Raw genomic sequence first — 14,047 nt, 5'->3', positions numbered from 1 at the left:
GGCGTCAGTAGACCAGCGCCTGGGCCCCGTCGGCCATCGTTTCCTCGACGAACACCGCCGCTCCGGCGATCCGCACCCCCGGCAGCACGTCGCCCGGACCGATGTCGCGGCGGGCGGCGCACTGGGTGCAGGCCGTGACCTGCCCCGACGTGAGAATCACGTGCAGCAGTTCGGCCAGCGGAGCCGAGTGGGGCAGCTCGAACTCCTGCGCCCGGCCGGGAAGCGCGAACCAGGTCGACTCGCCGGTCAACCAGAGCGAGACGTCCACCCCGGCCGCCACGGCGGTGGCAGCGACGGTGAACGCCTGGGCGCACCGCTCGGGTGCGTCCGCGCCCGCGGTCACCTTGACGACGAGAGTACGTGCCATGGGGGCCAGCATAGGATGACCGCCATGGTCACCGAGATCGGGTTCGTCAGCCTGCTGGTCGCAGGTCTCGGCGCGCTCGCCGGTGGCCTGGTCTACGTAGCCGTACGCATTTCGAGAGGTCACTGGTGAGCGACAGCGACAACCCCCTGGCCCCCCCGCCGTGGCTGAACGCGCCGCCGGTCGACCCGTACCCGTACGAGGAGAGCCACGACCTGCGGGTCGGGCCGAAGCTGCACCCGACGCTGGACGCCCTGCTGCCGTACGTCGGCATCTGGCGGGGCCGGGGCCGGGGCGGTTTCCCCAGCATCGAGGACTTCGACTTCGCCCAGGAGATCCGGATCAGCCACGACGGGCGGCCGTTCCTCTTCTACGAGTCCCGCGCGTGGATCCTCGACGAGCAGAGCCGCCCGGTGCGTCCGGCCGGTCGTGAGGTGGGCTGGTGGCGTCCGGTGCTCGACGGTGACCGGGCGACCGACGAGCTGGAAGCCCTGATGACCACCCCGACCGGGGTCATGGAGCTGCACATCGGCAAGCGCCGGGGCACCCAGTTGGAGTTCGTCACCGACGCCGTGGTGCGTACCGCCACCGCCAAGGAGGTGACCGCCGGTCACCGCCTGTTCGGCATCGTCGAGGGCGCCCTGCTGTACGCCCAGGAGATGGCCGCCGTCGGCCACCCCCTCTCCCCTCACCTTTCGGCCCGCCTGACCCGCGTCGCCGGCTGAGCCCCACTGCCCCACTGCCCGCCTGCTCCGGATGGCCGGAGCGGGCGGTGTCAGGGGTGGGGGAGGAACTGCTGGAGGCGGGCGGTGTGCGGGGACGGGAAGGCGCGGTGCGGGGCGATGCCGTCGAGGGTGCGGATCTCGGCGACTCCCCGGACCGACGAGGTGAACCAGGCGGCGTCGGCCTCCCGCAGGTCACCGGGGCCGATCATCCGCTCTGCCGGGGTGAACCCCAGCTCGTGCGCGTGGGCCAGCAGCCAGGCGGCGGTGACGCCGGGCAGGATGCCGGTCCGCGCGGGTGGCACCGTGCAGAGGGTGTCGCCCTCCAGCCAGACCAGGTTCGCCGTCGGCCCCTCCAGGGCGTACCCGTCGGTGGAGACCCAGAGCACGTCGTCCACCCCGTGCCGGACCGCCCACCGGCGGGCGGCGCTGCTCAGCGCGTACGACGTGGACTTGAACCCGGTCGGCAGCCAGTCCAGGGTGGCGCGGCAGTCCGCGGTGACGCCCAGCGGCAGCGTGGCCACCGCGATCCCGAGCCCACGGGCGCGTCGGGTCGGCTGCGGCACCTCGCCCAGCGTGGCGTAGACCGTCGGTGGGCCACCGCCCTCCGGTCCCCGCGTGCAGACCAGCCGGAGCGCCCCCTCCGTCCCGTCCGGCCAGCCCGCCGCGACGGCCTCCAACAGGTCGAGCAGCGCGGTCATCGGGGGGAGTCGCAGGTCGAGCCGGTCCGCCGCGCGGGCCAGCCGGGCCAGGTGCTCGCCGACCAGCCACGGCCGGCCGTCACGCAGGTGCATGGTCTCGAACACGCCGTCGCCGTGCAGTACCCCGAGATCGTCGCCGCGCAGCACCGGCTGCCCGGCCGGCACCAGTCCCCGGCCCAGCACCGCCACCCGGGCCGGTCCCACCTGGTGCGTCAGCTCCGTCGTCCCGCTCAGTTCGGTCACGGATGCCGAGCGTAGCGGCGTACCGACGTGGGCGGCCGGACCCACGCGGAGGCCGCACTATGATCGGACGGTGTCTGAAGCCACCCTCGCCGAGCTGCTGCGCTCCCGTGGGCTGCGGCTGACCCCGCAGCGGCAGTTGATCCTCCAGGCGGTGCTGGAGCTGGGGCACGCCACACCGGAGCAGGTGCACCACGCCGTCCGCGAGGTGGCGGCCGGAGTCAACATCACCACGATCTACCGCACGCTGGAGCTGCTGGAGAAGCTGGGGCTGGTCAAACACACCCACCTCTCGCACGGCTCGCCGACCTACCACGCCGCCAACGAGCACCAGCACGCCCACCTGGTCTGCCGGCAGTGCGGCAAGATCGACGAGGTGGAGCCGGAGCTGCTGCGTCCGGTCGCCGACCGGCTGGCCGCCGAGCGCGGCTTCCAGGCCGACATCGGGCACGTGGCACTCTTCGGCATCTGCGGGGACTGCGGGAACGGCGAGCACGGAAACGGGGAGCAGGAATGATCGAGATCACGGGAGCCGTACCGGTCGAGGCCATCGACACCGAGACCCGGGACCAGCCCGAGCCGGCCCACCGGGCGGCCGGGGTGCGGAGCGTCGCCGCCCACTACGGCGACCCGCTGCGCGAGCAGCGCACCCTCGCCACCGGCGTCGGCCTGGTCGACCGGTCGCACCGGGGCGTCGTGGCGGTCCCCGGCGAGGAACGCGTCGGCTGGCTGCACACCCTGACCACCCAGCACCTGGCCGACCTGACCGCCGGCGAGGGCACCGAACTGCTCGTGCTCTCTCCGCACGGCCACGTCGAGCAGCACGCGGTCGTCGCCGAGGACGGCGACACCACCTGGCTGGACACCGAGCCGGGGGCCACCGCCGGTCTCCTGACGTACCTGGAGCGGATGCGCTTCTTCAGCAAGGTCGAGCCACGGGACGCGACCGCCGAGCGGGCGCTGCTCTCCCTCGTCGGCCCGGACGCCGTCGGGGCGCTCGACGCGCTCGGCGTGACCGGGCTCGCCGAGCCGGACACCCTCGCCGTGCCGGGTCCGAAGTTCTCCACCGGCTCCGTGCCACCCCGACCCACCGTCCGGTACGCCGTCCGTCCGCTGCCTGCCGGGGGCTGGGCCCGACGCGGGCCGCTCGGCGTGGACCTGCTTGTTCCCCGGGAGACCATGGACGACGTGGTCGCCACGCTGCGCGCGGCCGGGGTGCCGGTCGCCGGCCTGTGGGCGTACGAGGCGCTGCGGGTGGCCGCCCGGCGGGCCCGGGTCGGAGTGGACACCGACCACCGGACGATCCCCGCCGAGGTGGATCTGATCGCCCCGGCCGTGCACCTGGCGAAGGGCTGCTACCGGGGGCAGGAGACGGTGGCCCGGGTGCACAACCTGGGGCGTCCGCCGCGTCGCCTCGTCCTGCTGCACCTCGACGGGGTGACCAGCGACCGGCTCCCGGCCGCCGGCACCCCGGTGACCCAGTCCGACGGCCGGACGATCGGCTTCCTGGGCACCGCCGTGCAGCACTTCGAGCTGGGGCAGGTCGCCCTCGCCGTGGTCAAGCGGAACGTTCCCGACGACGCCCAGCTCCTCGTCGGCGAGGCCGCAGCCGCCATCGACCCCACCCCCTCGCCGTAGCCGGCCGGCAACCAACTACCCCAGCCCGGCGACTCGATCGACGCTCGTACGAGCTGTTCGCGAGCGGCACACGATCGACCCGGCCCGACCTGCGGTCTAGGATCGCCGACATGACAACAGGGACGTTGATCACGGTTGCCCCGACCGGTGCCGAGTCGGCCAAGGCGGAGGTGCCGGCGCTGCCGGTGACCCTCGACGAACTGCTGCTGACCGCCAAGGAGTGCGAGGCGCTGGGCGCCGCCGTGATCCACGTCCACATCCGTGACGACGAGGCGAAGCCCACCCTCGACCCGGGACGGCTGCGCGACACGGTCGCGGCGCTGCGGGAGAACACCGGGCTGATCGTGCAGCTCTCCACCGGTGGCGCGGTGACCGATCCGGAGGCCGCCCGGCTGGCCGTGCTCGACGCCCGCCCGGACATGGCCTCCTGCACCATGGGCACGGTCAACTTCGGCGACGACGTCTTCCTGAACCGTTGGGAGTTCATCGTCGACCTGCACACCCGGATGCAGGAGCGCGGCGTCGTCCCCGAGTACGAGATCTTCGACCTCGGCCACCTCACCGCCCTCCAGCGCCTGCTCGGCAAGTACGGGCTGCCGGCCGGCGGGCACGTGCACGTCGACTTCGTGATGGGGGTGCCGGGCGGCATGCCGGGCACCGCCGAGGCGCTGGTGGCGTGCCGCCAGGCGGTGCGGGACCTGCCGGAGGGCGCCACCTTCTCGGCCACCGGCATCGGGCGCAGCACCATCCCGGTGATGCTGTCCGCGCTGGCCACCGGCGGTCACCTGCGGGTCGGCATGGAGGACACGGTGACCTACGCCAAGGGGCAGCCGGTCGAGTCCAACATGCAGCTCGTCGCCCGCGCGGTCGCCGCCGCCCAGCTCGCCCAGCGCCCGCCGCTCACCCCGACCGAGGCCCGGCGGATGCTCGGGATGTAGCCGCAGGTGGGGGTCGGGCCGGTGGAAATGCTGACACCGGTACCGTTCCACCCGTGGGGACGACGTACGCAGGTGGCGCGCTGCTCGCCGAGGTGGTCCGGTCCGGATTCGTGGAGGGCCTCCATTACGGCTCGGTGGTGGTGCTGGACGCGTCCGGCGAGGTGCTCGCCGCCGCCGGTGACGTCGTCGGCCCGATCTTCCCCCGATCGGCGAGCAAGCCGATGCAGACCATCGGGATGCTCCGGGCCGGGCTGCGGCTGACCGAGCCGGCCGACCTCGCCCTGGTGTCGGCCAGCCACGCCGGGGAGGACTTCCACCTGGCCCGGGTGGCCGCATTGCTCGCCGCCGCCGGGCTGGACGGGTCGGCGTTGGCCTGCCCGCCCGACCTGCCGCTGGACGAGGCTGCCCGCAACGCGGTGCTGGCCGCCGGCGGCGGCCCCGACCGGATCGGGATGAACTGCTCCGGCAAGCACACCGGGATGTTGCTCACCTGCCTCGCGGCCGGCTGGCCCACCGAGGGGTACCCCCATCCGGAGCACCCACTGCAACAGCGGCTCCGGGCCACCGCCGAGGAGATCACCGGCGAGCCGGTCGCGGCGGCCGGGGTGGACGGCTGCGGCGCCCCGGTCCTGGCGGTCTCGCTGACCGGGCTGGCCCGGGCCTACCTGCGGTTGGTGCAGGCGGAACCCGGCACGCCGGAGCGGACCGTCGCCGACGCGATGCGGGCCCACCCCGAGATCGTGGGGGGCACCCGGGCGGAGGACAGCCGGCTGATGCGCGGCCTGCCGGGCACCCTCGCCAAGATCGGCGCGGAGGGGATCATCGCTGCCGGCCTGCCGGGCGTCGGCGCGGTCGCCATCAAGATCGACGACGGGGCGGCCCGCGCCCGGATGCCCGTGCTCGTCTCCGCGCTGCGTCGCCTCGGTCAGGACGCCCCGATCCTGCACGAGTACGCCGAACTCCCGCTGCTCGGTGGCGGCGTGCCGGTCGGCGCGATCCGTCCGACCTGGTAGTCGCTCCGGCTCAGGGCAGGAAGTCGAGCAGGGCGGCGTTGACGGGGTCGGGCCGTTCCAGCGGGAGCAGGTGGGCGGCGTCCGGTACGTCGGGGAGGCGCACCGCGTCCGGCGCGGTCGCGGCGATCAGGTCGGCGAGCCGGCCGATGTCCGGCAGGTCCGCCGCGCCGGCCGCCGCCAGCACCGGCATACGCAGCTCGTGCAGGCGTTCGACCGCCGGAGGCTCGGGGAAGGTCACGTCGACCGTGCTGAGCGCGCGTTCGGTGGCGAGCGCCCGCTCGTCCATCTCGCGGGCGAAGCGCAACAGCGCGGGGTCGACGTCCTCCGGCCGCCGGTGCGGGCCGACCACCCAGAACCGCACCTCGGCGGCGGCACCGGCCGCGTCGTCGTCCGGCGAGACCTCGCCGACCAGGGAGTCCCACAGGTCGTTCGTCTCGTCCGACCATTCGTGCCCGGTCACGGCGGTGCCGAGGAGCGCCAGCGCGGACACCCGGTCCGGGTGGGTCAGCGCGGTGTCGATCGCCACCGCCCCGCCGAACGAGCAGCCGACCAGGGCGGCCCGTTCGGCGCCCAGCGCGTCGAGTACGCCGACCACGTCCGTGTGGTGGGCGAAGGGGGTCGAGGGCAGCTCCGACTCGCCGTATCCGCGCAGGTCGAGGGCGATCACCCGGTGCCGGGTGGCGAGGGCGGGCACCTGCTCCCGCCACATCCGTCGGTCCGCGATCCCCGCGTGCAACAGCAGGACGGGAGAGCCGGTTCCGGTGTCGTCGTACCCGAGTCGGGTGCCGTTCACTTCGATCATGGCCACCGGGGGACGTTACCGGACCGGTCCGCCCGGCCCTGGCGTCGGGCGAGGGACACGGATCCGGACACCGGTACGGAAACGATCTGAGACGTCGCTAACTCTGGTTAGCGTTCTGCTTGCAGGAGCTAGCGCCGAGGGTTAGCGTCGGGTCATGGCCACCCCGAAAGACCTTCCCCGTGACGTCGGCGGTTTCATCCGTGACCTGCGGCGCAACGCGAAGATCTCGCTCCGGCAGCTCGCCGAGCAGGCCGGGGTGAGCAACCCGTACCTCAGCCAGATCGAGCGTGGTCTGCGCAAGCCCAGCGCCGAGGTGCTCCAGCAGCTCGCCAGCGCGCTGCGGGTCTCGACCCCGGCGATGTACCTGCGGGCCGGTCTGCTCGACGACCGCGAGGGGCAGGGGGTGCTCGCGGCGATCGCCGTCGACCCGGACCTGACGATGGCGCAGAAGCAGTCGCTCACCCAGATCTACGAGACGTTCCGTCGGGAGAACGTCCGGCTCGCCGAGGCGACCGCCGCCGCCGAGCAGAACGCTCCCGGCTCCGCCACCACCACCGATCGGGACGCCGCCGACGCGGCAGCCCCCACCACCGCCGGCTCGGTGCCCACCACCGCCGACGCGGTCCCCGCCACCGGCGCGGCCCCCACCGCCACCGCCGCTGATCCGGCCCTCGTCGGCCCGGCGGCCAGCGCGGCGGGCACGGTCAACCCGGCGGCCACCGGCCCGACCACCGAGGGCGGCACCCCGACCGAGGCGGTGCTGGAGTCGGTGGCCGTCACCGAGGCCGGGCCCGCCCCCGCCCCGGGCGCCCGCCCGGCCGGTCGGACCCGCGTGCGCACCACCCCCCGGAAGACCACGAAGAAGGCGACCGCCCCGGCGGTCGAGGAGGAGAACCCGTCATGAGCCAGCCGAAGACCAGTCGCATCCCCGCTCCGATCTACGCCGCCGCCGGCGCCGGTGACCTGGCGCTGGAGCAGCTCCGCAAGCTCCCGTCCGTGGTCAGCGACCTCAGCGGCCGGGTGGTCAACGACCTCGGGGGCAAGGCCGTGGTGACCGGATTCGAGTTGCGGCAGAAGGCCACCGAGACGTTGAAGACCGCCAACCTGACCGCCACCGGCCTCCGCGAGAAGGCGGTCGGGGGCGACCTCGACCTGGACCGGTTGCGTGAACTCGCCGGCCGGAACGCCTCCGTCGTGCTGGCTGGTGCCCAGGCTGCCCAGGAGCGGGCGCTGGCCGCGTACGGTGCCCTCGTCGCCCGGGGCGAGCGGGTGGTCGGTGCCGGCGTGCTGGAGGCCGCCGAGACCGTCAACGCCGACATCGAGACCACCGAGGCCACCGTGTCCCAGGCGACCTCCGAGGTCACCGCCGCCCCGGCCCCCGCCCCGACGTCCGAGGTGACCGCCACTCCGGCCGAGGTGACCGCCACTCCGGCCGAGGTGACCGCCACTCCGGCCGACGTGGCCGAGGTGGCCCAGGCCAAGCCGGCCACCGTCAAGCGGACCCGGACCACCAGGGCCGCCACCGACACCCCGTCGGCGAAGCTGCCCAAGGTGACCAAGCGGAGCCGTCCGGCCGTCGACTGAGCACCGAACCGCCCGGCCGTCGACCAGCTCGGCGGACGACCCCGGTGCCGCCGCCGGCACGAACCCCGGCGGCAACCGGACAGCTTTGCCACCGGCGACCCCGGAAGAGTCCTGTCGGACGATTCCGGGGTCGCCGGCATAAGCTTGCCCACATGGCCAACGCCGCGCCGATCTTCTTCCTCGACGTCCGCTACGTGATCGAGCTGATCCTGCTCGTCTTCGCGCTGATCGTGCAGGGCGTCGCGCTGGTGCACGCGATCACCCAGCGCGCCGACGCGTTCCCCGCGATCGGCACCCTCCCCAAGGGCGGGTGGATCGCCATCCTGGCGGTCTGCCTGGCGCTCACCCTGCTCGGCTTCGGCCCGATCAGCCTCTTCGGCCTGATCGGCATCGCCGCCGGGCTCATCTACCTGCTGGACGTCCGGACGGGGTTGCGTGACCTCTCCGACGGCAAGGGCTTCTGGTGAGGGATTTCCGCTGGCCACCGCCGCCCGACGGGGGGCCACGCACGTGGGGGCCCGGCCCGGGTGCCCCACGCACCGGCCGGCCGGCCCTGCCGGAACCGGAGACCGAGCTGGTCACCACCCCGCACGGCATTCGGCTGGAGCGGTTGGTGACCGGGTCGGGCGAGCCGACCACCGTCTTCGCGCACGGCCTCGCCAACGGCATCGCCACCACCCGGCCGTTCGGCAGCGCGGTCGCCGGCCGGCGGGTCTTCTTCCAGTTCCGGGGCCATGGCCGCTCCGACACGCCCCCCGGGCCGTGGAGCTACCTCGACCTCGCCCGTGACCTGCGGGCCGTCGCCGACCTGAACGGGGCGACCCGGGCGTTCGGGGTGAGCCTCGGGGCGGGGGCGCTCTGCCGGCTGCTGGTGGAGAGCCCGGGACGCTTCGAGCGGCTGGTCTTCTTCCTGCCTGCGGTGTTGGACCGGCCCCGCGACACACGAGCCCGTCCGTGGCTGGCCGAGCTGCTGGCGGCCGTCGAGAGCGGGGAGGCCTCGGCCGTGGCGGACGTCGTCTCGGTCGAACTGCCCCCGGCCGTTCGCAACACCCCGGCCGGGTGGGCGTACCTGCGGCAGCGGCTGGACCACCTGCTCCGCGACGGTCTCGCGACCGAGCTGGCGGCGCTGCTGGAGCAGGCCCCGCTGCGGGACGCCGCAGCGCTCCGGGCGGTCACCGCCCCGGCGTTGGTGATCGGTTGTACCGGGGACGACCGGCACCCGGTCGAGGTCGCGGAGGCGCTGGCCGAGGCGCTTCCCGCAGCCACCCTGCACGTGTACGACCGGCCCGGCGTCCTCTGGACCGACCGGGCCGACCTCCGGGACCGGATCTCGACCTTCCTCAACAACTGACGGCGGCCGGACCGGGAAGCGGACGCCCGATCTCGACCTTCCCCAACGACTGACGGCGGCCGGACCGGGAAGCGGACGCCCGATCTCGACCTTCCTCGACGACTGACGGCGGCCGGGCCGGAGAAGCGGACGGCCGGACCGCCGAGGGCCGAACGGATCGCCGGAAAAAGGTGACCCGAACTGTCAGGTAACGCTGACAGGGTCATGGCATGACGAAATCGCTGACAGGGAAGACCGCACTGGTTGCCGGGGCGACACGGGGCGCCGGCCGGCAGATCGCGGTGCAGTTGGGCGCGGCCGGGGCGACGGTCTACGCGACCGGCCGGAGCAGCCGCGCGGGCCGGTCGGAACTGGACCGGCCGGAGACCATCGAGGAGACCGCCGAACTGGTCACCGCCGCCGGGGGCACCGGCATCGCGGTCCGTGTCGACCATCTCGTACCCGAGCAGGTGCGCGACCTGGTCGCCCGGATCGACGCCGAGCAGGGCCGCCTCGACGTGCTGGTCAACGACATCTGGGGCGCCGAGTCGTTGGTCACCTGGCACACGCCGATCTGGGAGCAGCCGCTCGACGCGGGTCTCCGTACGCTCCGGTTGGCGATCGACACCCACATCGTCACCAGCCACTTCGCGTTGCCCCTGCTGATCCGCAAGCCGGGCGGGCTGGTGGTGGAGATCGGTGACGGCACCACCGCCTACAACGACGACAACTACCGCCTCTCGCTCTTCTACGACCTCGCGAAGGTCGCGGTCAACCGGCTGGCGTTCGCGCAGGCCCGCGAACTGGAACCGCACGGCGCCACCGCGGTCGCGCTGACCCCGGGTTGGCTGCGCTCGGAGGTGATGCTGGAGCACTTCGGGGTCACCGAGGAGAACTGGCGGGACGCGCTGGCGAAGGAGCCGCACTTCGCCATCTCCGAGACGCCGGCCCTCGTCGGGCGGGCGGTGGCGGCGCTGGCCGCCGACCCGGACCGGGCCCGCTGGAACGGCAGGTCCGTCTCCAGCGGCGAGCTGGCCCGGGTGTACGGCTTCACCGACGTCGACGGCAGCCGGCCGGACGCCTGGCGGTACGTGGTCGAGGTCCAGGACGCCGGCAAGCCCGCCGACGTGACCGGCTACCGCTGACCGTCGTCCGGTCCTCCGGCGCGGTCACCGGCGTCCGGGGCCGATCCGCCGTCGTCCGACCGGCGGTCGTCGCGATAGAGCGCGGCCAGCCGGTGGGCGGCGGCGGCCATCCGGGTACGCAGGTCGGGCGGGTCGAGTACCTCCACCTCGGGCCCGAGCGCGAGCAGCAGGTCGTACGCCACCTCGACGGACTCGACGGGCAACCGGGTCACCACCCGGTCCTGCCCGTCCGGCTCGCCGGCCCCGGCGACCGCCTCGTCGTACGCGAACGGGGCGTGTGCGACGTGCCGCAGCGCGCGCAGCCCCGCCGGGGTGAGCCGGACGGTGACCCGCTCGGCGAGCATCTGCCGGAGGAACCCCTCGGCCTGCTCCCGCCAGTACCCGCCCAGGTCGAACCCGTCGTCCCGGTCGAAGGTGTCCTCACCCACCAGCACGTCGACCACCCGGTCCACCCGGTACGTCCGGTAGGTGGTGCCGATCCGGCCGACGAGATACCAGGTGCCGTTCTTGAGCACCAGCCCGTACGGCTGCAACGTGCGGACGACCTCCCGCTCCCCGCGCCGGTACCGCAGCTCCACCACCCGGTCCCGCCACACCGCGCCGGCCAGCTGGGCCAGCCACGACGGCGGTGCGGCGTGCCGGAACCAGCCCGGCACGTCCAGGTGGAAACGCTGCCCGGTCCGGGCCGGCGCGTCCCGCAGCGACGGCGGGAGCGCCGCCAGCACCTTCAGTTCGGCGGCGGCGACGGCGTCGGCCAGGCCCATGTCCCCGGCCGGCCCGCGCAGTCCGGCGAGGAAGAGCGCCTCCGCCTCCTGTCGGGTCAACCCGGTCAGCCGGGTCCGGTATCCGCCGAGCAGCCGGTACCCGCCGGTTCGCCCCCGGTCGGCGTAGATCGGCACCCCGGCGGCGGAGAGCGCCAGCACGTCCCGATACACCGTCCGTTCGGAGACCTCCAGCTCCCGGGCCAGCTCGGCCGCGGTCATCGCCTCCCTCGACTGGAGCAGCAGGAGCAGTGAGATCAACCGGGACGCGCGCACCCGGCCATCCTGCCCGGTGCGGTCGCCGGTCGCCCGGCCACCGTGGACACCGGCGGGTCGGCCGACCGGTGGACTCCGACGGCGGCGGATAGGCTCCGGTGCGTGGACACACCCAGGGTCGCCGCCCCGGCCGCGAGCGCGGTCGGCCGGTTCTTCTCCGGGGCCGGGCTGCTCCTGCGCGGCCTCGGCCTGTACGCCCGCACCCCCGGGCTGATGCTGCTCGGCATCCTGCCCGCACTGATCACGGGCGTGTTCGCCCTGGCCGCCTTCGGCACGTTGGTGTACTTCATCGACGAGCTGGCCGCGCTGGCCACCCCGTTCGCCGACGGCTGGTCGGCGACCCCGCGCAGCCTGGTACGGGTGACGGCCGGGCTGGCGTTGCTGGGGATCGGCGGGCTGGTCGGGGTGCTCACCTTCACCGCCGTCACCCTGGTCGTCGGCGACCCGTTCTACGAGAAGATCTCCGAGCGGGTCGAGCAGCGGTACGGCGGCACCCCCGGCGAGGTGGAGGTGCCCTTCTGGCGTTCCCTGCGCCGCAGCGTCGCCGACTCGCTGCGGCTGGTCGCGATCTCGGTGCTGGTCGGTCTCCCGCTCTTCGCGGCCGGGTTCATCCCGGTGGTCGGGCAGACGGTCGTCCCGGTGGTCGGGGCGGTCGTCGGCGGCTGGTTCCTCGCCCTGGAGCTGGTCGGGGCCCCCTTCTACCGGCGCGGCATGCGGCTGCCGGACCGCCGTCAGGTGCTCCGGGCCGACCTGCCGACCTCCCTCGGCTTCGGGGTGGCGGTCTTCGTCTGCTTCCTGATCCCGCTCGGCGCGGTGCTGATCATGCCGGCCGCGGTGGCCGGCGCGGCGCTGCTGACCCGACGTCTCCTCGGTCAGCCCGTCCAGGAGGTACGCCCGTGAGGGTCACCCTGGTCGAGGGGGACATCACCGAGCAGCGGGTCGACGCGATCGTCAACGCCGCGAACTCGTCCCTGCTCGGCGGCGGGGGCGTCGACGGCGCGATCCACCGCCGGGGCGGTCCGGCCATCCTCGCGGAGTGCCGGGCGCTGCGCGCCTCCCGGTACGGTCGCGGCCTGCCGATTGGGCAGGCGGTCGCCACCACCGCCGGTGACCTGCCCGCCCGCTGGGTGATCCACACCGTCGGCCCGGTCTGGTCGGCCGCCGAGGACCGCTCGGCCCTGCTGCGCGACTGCTACGCCAACAGCCTCCGGGTCGCCGACGAACTGGGCGCGTCCGTGGTCGCCTTCCCGCTGATCTCCGCCGGCATCTACGGCTGGCCCCTCGACGACGCTGTCGGCCAGGCGCTGTCGGTGCTGCGCGCCGCGACCCCGGCCACCGTCACCGAGGCCAGGCTGGTGCTCTTCGGCACCGCTACCTTCCGCACCGCCGAGCGCGTGGCCGGCTAGACAGCCGTCCAGGTGCCGTTGGTCGCGAACGGCCCGGTGGTCACGCCCGGCCGGCCGGCGGCAGGTCGCGCAGGCTGGACCAGAGCGTCGCCACCGGCCGGTAACCGAGTCGCGTGTTGACCGCCAGCATCGGCGCGTTCGCCTCGTCGTTCGAGGTGTACGCGTGGGTCGCCCCGGCAGTGCGGGCCCGGTGCAGCGCCGCGAGCTTCGCCAGCCGGGCCAGCCCCCGTCCCCGGTACGCCGGCAGCGTGGCGGTCATGTCCGACCAGATCCGGTCGCCGTCCCGCTTCACCAGGCTGAAGGCGACCAGTTCGCCGTCGACCTCCACCGCCGAGCTGGCGTGACGGTCCAGCCCGACGTTGTCCCAGACCTCGTAGCACCAGGTCTCGTAACCGAGGGCGTCGGCGGCCACGTCCCCCGGCTCGTCCGCGCTCGCGGCGACGTGTGCCGCGTACAGGCGACGCGGTTCCAACTCCGTGAGCGCGGGTGTCCGTACTCCGGTGGGTGTGGTCGGTGCCGGCGGTGGCGTCCGCAGGTCGAGCAGGGCGTAGCGGACCGCCCGGCTCGGCACGAAGCCCCGCTTCTCCGCGAACGGCAGCGAGTCGGCCGACACCCAGGTGCGCAGCCGGTGGAGGTCGAGCGGCGCGAGGTGCCCGAGGGCCGCGCCCAACAGGGCGGTGCCGAGCCCGCGCCCACGGTGCCCGGGATGGACGTGCAGCATGGCGATCTCACCGGAGCCCGCCGTCGACGTGTGGCCGTGCCGGTACGCCGACACCCAGCCGACGACCGTCGAGTCGACCTCGGCCACGAAGGCGGCCCAGTCCTCCCCGGGCGGGGGCTCACTGATCATCCGTCGGGTCGACTCGACGCCCCGGACGAGGTACGGGTGCACCAGGGCGCGGAGCGCCACGACCCCCGTCGCGTCGTCGGGGCGGGCGGCGCGGACCAGGGCCGGGACCGGCGGCGGGGCAGTCACCCCGGTACGGTACGCCCCGCCCCGCCTCGGTATGCGGCATGTCGGGGTGTCCGTGTGGGCGGTTTCAAGTGGCTGTTGCGACGAGGTGCTGGTGGAGTGCTTCGGCAGGATTCTGCCATCCCAGGGTTTGCCGGGGTCGTCCGTTGAGCTC

Annotated in this window: 18 protein-coding genes; 13 read left to right on the top strand and 5 right to left on the bottom strand. The window is 74.0% G+C overall.

From position 1 onward, the window contains the following. Positions 1-4: 4 nt before the first annotated feature. A complete protein-coding gene (locus ACIBJE_RS26190; RefSeq protein WP_396752738.1) occupies positions 5-379 on the bottom strand; it encodes a DsrE family protein in 375 nt (124 codons plus the stop codon). A 12-nt stretch (positions 380-391) separates the two neighbouring features. Between ACIBJE_RS26190 and mtfM the strand changes: the two genes are divergently transcribed. Together mtfM and ACIBJE_RS26180 are read left to right on the top strand one after the other, a co-directional pair. Continuing rightward, positions 392-496, top strand: a complete 105-nt coding sequence (gene mtfM, locus ACIBJE_RS26185) for a small membrane protein MtfM (protein WP_269148487.1) — start codon at positions 392-394, stop codon at positions 494-496. Then, entirely contained in the window at positions 490-1,089 is a 600-nt protein-coding gene (locus ACIBJE_RS26180; protein WP_396752906.1) for an FABP family protein, read from the top strand. Before mtfM ends, ACIBJE_RS26180 begins: the two co-directional genes overlap by 7 nt. Before the next feature lie 50 nt (positions 1,090-1,139). Here the strand turns inward: ACIBJE_RS26180 and ACIBJE_RS26175 are convergent, their stop codons facing one another. Next, the gene (locus ACIBJE_RS26175; RefSeq protein WP_396752904.1) at positions 1,140-1,991 is read right to left on the bottom strand and encodes an aminotransferase class IV; all 852 of its coding nucleotides are present in this window, start codon (positions 1,989-1,991) and stop codon (positions 1,140-1,142) included. Positions 1,992-2,100: 109 nt separating this feature from the next. Here ACIBJE_RS26175 and ACIBJE_RS26170 point away from each other — a divergent pair, with 109 nt between their 5' ends. From ACIBJE_RS26170 to ACIBJE_RS26155, 4 genes are all read left to right on the top strand, one after another. Next, entirely contained in the window at positions 2,101-2,544 is a 444-nt protein-coding gene (locus tag ACIBJE_RS26170) for a Fur family transcriptional regulator (RefSeq protein WP_396752736.1), read from the top strand. Next, on the top strand, positions 2,541-3,665 hold the full coding sequence (locus ACIBJE_RS26165; protein ID WP_396752734.1) for a YgfZ/GcvT domain-containing protein: 1,125 nt from the start codon (positions 2,541-2,543) through the stop codon (positions 3,663-3,665). Before ACIBJE_RS26170 ends, ACIBJE_RS26165 begins: the two co-directional genes overlap by 4 nt. Before the next feature lie 110 nt (positions 3,666-3,775). Continuing rightward, the gene (locus tag ACIBJE_RS26160) at positions 3,776-4,603 is read left to right on the top strand and encodes a 3-keto-5-aminohexanoate cleavage protein (RefSeq protein WP_396752732.1); all 828 of its coding nucleotides are present in this window, start codon (positions 3,776-3,778) and stop codon (positions 4,601-4,603) included. 53 nt (positions 4,604-4,656) lie between these two features. Beyond that, a complete protein-coding gene (locus ACIBJE_RS26155) occupies positions 4,657-5,616 on the top strand; it encodes an asparaginase (protein WP_396752731.1) in 960 nt (319 codons plus the stop codon). Between the two features lie 10 nt (positions 5,617-5,626). Here the strand turns inward: ACIBJE_RS26155 and ACIBJE_RS26150 are convergent, their stop codons facing one another. Next, on the bottom strand, positions 5,627-6,418 hold the full coding sequence (locus ACIBJE_RS26150) for an alpha/beta fold hydrolase (protein ID WP_396752902.1): 792 nt from the start codon (positions 6,416-6,418) through the stop codon (positions 5,627-5,629). Between the two features lie 154 nt (positions 6,419-6,572). On the opposite strand from ACIBJE_RS26150, the gene ACIBJE_RS26145 reads away from it, so the two are divergent. The 5 genes from ACIBJE_RS26145 to ACIBJE_RS26125 all read left to right on the top strand — a co-directional run bounded on the left by ACIBJE_RS26145 (position 6,573) and on the right by ACIBJE_RS26125 (position 10,477). Further along, positions 6,573-7,322, top strand: coding sequence for a helix-turn-helix domain-containing protein (locus ACIBJE_RS26145; protein WP_396752729.1), 750 nt, complete (start codon positions 6,573-6,575; stop codon positions 7,320-7,322). After that, positions 7,319-8,002, top strand: a complete 684-nt coding sequence (locus ACIBJE_RS26140) for a hypothetical protein (protein WP_396752727.1) — start codon at positions 7,319-7,321, stop codon at positions 8,000-8,002. The genes ACIBJE_RS26145 and ACIBJE_RS26140 overlap by 4 nt, the downstream gene beginning before the upstream one ends. A gap of 152 nt (positions 8,003-8,154) precedes the next feature. Further along, entirely contained in the window at positions 8,155-8,469 is a 315-nt protein-coding gene (locus ACIBJE_RS26135; RefSeq protein ID WP_396752725.1) for a DUF2516 family protein, read from the top strand. Further along, the gene (locus ACIBJE_RS26130) at positions 8,466-9,353 is read left to right on the top strand and encodes an alpha/beta fold hydrolase (RefSeq protein WP_396752723.1); all 888 of its coding nucleotides are present in this window, start codon (positions 8,466-8,468) and stop codon (positions 9,351-9,353) included. Before ACIBJE_RS26135 ends, ACIBJE_RS26130 begins: the two co-directional genes overlap by 4 nt. Positions 9,354-9,562: 209 nt before the next feature. Then, positions 9,563-10,477, top strand: coding sequence for an SDR family oxidoreductase (locus ACIBJE_RS26125; protein ID WP_396752721.1), 915 nt, complete (start codon positions 9,563-9,565; stop codon positions 10,475-10,477). Here ACIBJE_RS26125 and ACIBJE_RS26120 read toward each other — a convergent pair. Continuing rightward, positions 10,468-11,514: a helix-turn-helix transcriptional regulator gene (locus ACIBJE_RS26120; RefSeq protein WP_396752719.1), complete on the bottom strand. Its 1,047-nt coding sequence runs from the start codon at positions 11,512-11,514 to the stop codon at positions 10,468-10,470. The two genes, ACIBJE_RS26125 and ACIBJE_RS26120, sit on opposite strands and share 10 nt — an antisense overlap. A gap of 102 nt (positions 11,515-11,616) precedes the next feature. Here ACIBJE_RS26120 and ACIBJE_RS26115 point away from each other — a divergent pair, with 102 nt between their 5' ends. Together ACIBJE_RS26115 and ACIBJE_RS26110 are read left to right on the top strand one after the other, a co-directional pair. Beyond that, the gene (locus ACIBJE_RS26115; RefSeq protein ID WP_396752717.1) at positions 11,617-12,414 is read left to right on the top strand and encodes an EI24 domain-containing protein; all 798 of its coding nucleotides are present in this window, start codon (positions 11,617-11,619) and stop codon (positions 12,412-12,414) included. Next, positions 12,411-12,920 carry an O-acetyl-ADP-ribose deacetylase gene (locus ACIBJE_RS26110; protein ID WP_396752715.1) on the top strand — a complete coding sequence of 170 codons (510 nt, stop codon included), beginning with the start codon at positions 12,411-12,413 and terminating at the stop codon, positions 12,918-12,920. Before ACIBJE_RS26115 ends, ACIBJE_RS26110 begins: the two co-directional genes overlap by 4 nt. Before the next feature lie 40 nt (positions 12,921-12,960). Here ACIBJE_RS26110 and ACIBJE_RS26105 read toward each other — a convergent pair whose 3' ends face one another. Then, positions 12,961-13,896, bottom strand: coding sequence for a GNAT family N-acetyltransferase (locus ACIBJE_RS26105; RefSeq protein ID WP_396752713.1), 936 nt, complete (start codon positions 13,894-13,896; stop codon positions 12,961-12,963). Positions 13,897-14,047: the final 151 nt, after the last annotated feature.

This window comes from Micromonospora sp. NPDC050187, assembly GCF_044459745.1.
Taxonomy (GTDB): domain Bacteria; phylum Actinomycetota; class Actinomycetes; order Mycobacteriales; family Micromonosporaceae; genus Micromonospora.
The sequence above is the reverse complement of the archived record's forward strand: the minus strand, read 5'-3'. Positions and strand labels throughout refer to the sequence as shown.

What these genes read in the sequence shown, in the direction of transcription:
- ACIBJE_RS26190 (WP_396752738.1), bottom strand. Translation starts at nt 379, where the DNA reads ATGCTGGCCCCCATGGCACGTACTCTCGTCGTCAAGGTGACCGCGGGC.
- mtfM (WP_269148487.1), top strand. Translation starts at nt 392, where the DNA reads ATGGTCACCGAGATCGGGTTCGTCAGCCTGCTGGTCGCAGGTCTCGGC.
- ACIBJE_RS26165 (WP_396752734.1), top strand. Translation starts at nt 2,541, where the DNA reads ATGATCGAGATCACGGGAGCCGTACCGGTCGAGGCCATCGACACCGAG.
- ACIBJE_RS26160 (WP_396752732.1), top strand. Translation starts at nt 3,776, where the DNA reads ATGACAACAGGGACGTTGATCACGGTTGCCCCGACCGGTGCCGAGTCG.
- ACIBJE_RS26150 (WP_396752902.1), bottom strand. Translation starts at nt 6,418, where the DNA reads ATGATCGAAGTGAACGGCACCCGACTCGGGTACGACGACACCGGAACC.
- ACIBJE_RS26145 (WP_396752729.1), top strand. Translation starts at nt 6,573, where the DNA reads ATGGCCACCCCGAAAGACCTTCCCCGTGACGTCGGCGGTTTCATCCGT.
- ACIBJE_RS26140 (WP_396752727.1), top strand. Translation starts at nt 7,319, where the DNA reads ATGAGCCAGCCGAAGACCAGTCGCATCCCCGCTCCGATCTACGCCGCC.
- ACIBJE_RS26135 (WP_396752725.1), top strand. Translation starts at nt 8,155, where the DNA reads ATGGCCAACGCCGCGCCGATCTTCTTCCTCGACGTCCGCTACGTGATC.
- ACIBJE_RS26125 (WP_396752721.1), top strand. Translation starts at nt 9,563, where the DNA reads ATGACGAAATCGCTGACAGGGAAGACCGCACTGGTTGCCGGGGCGACA.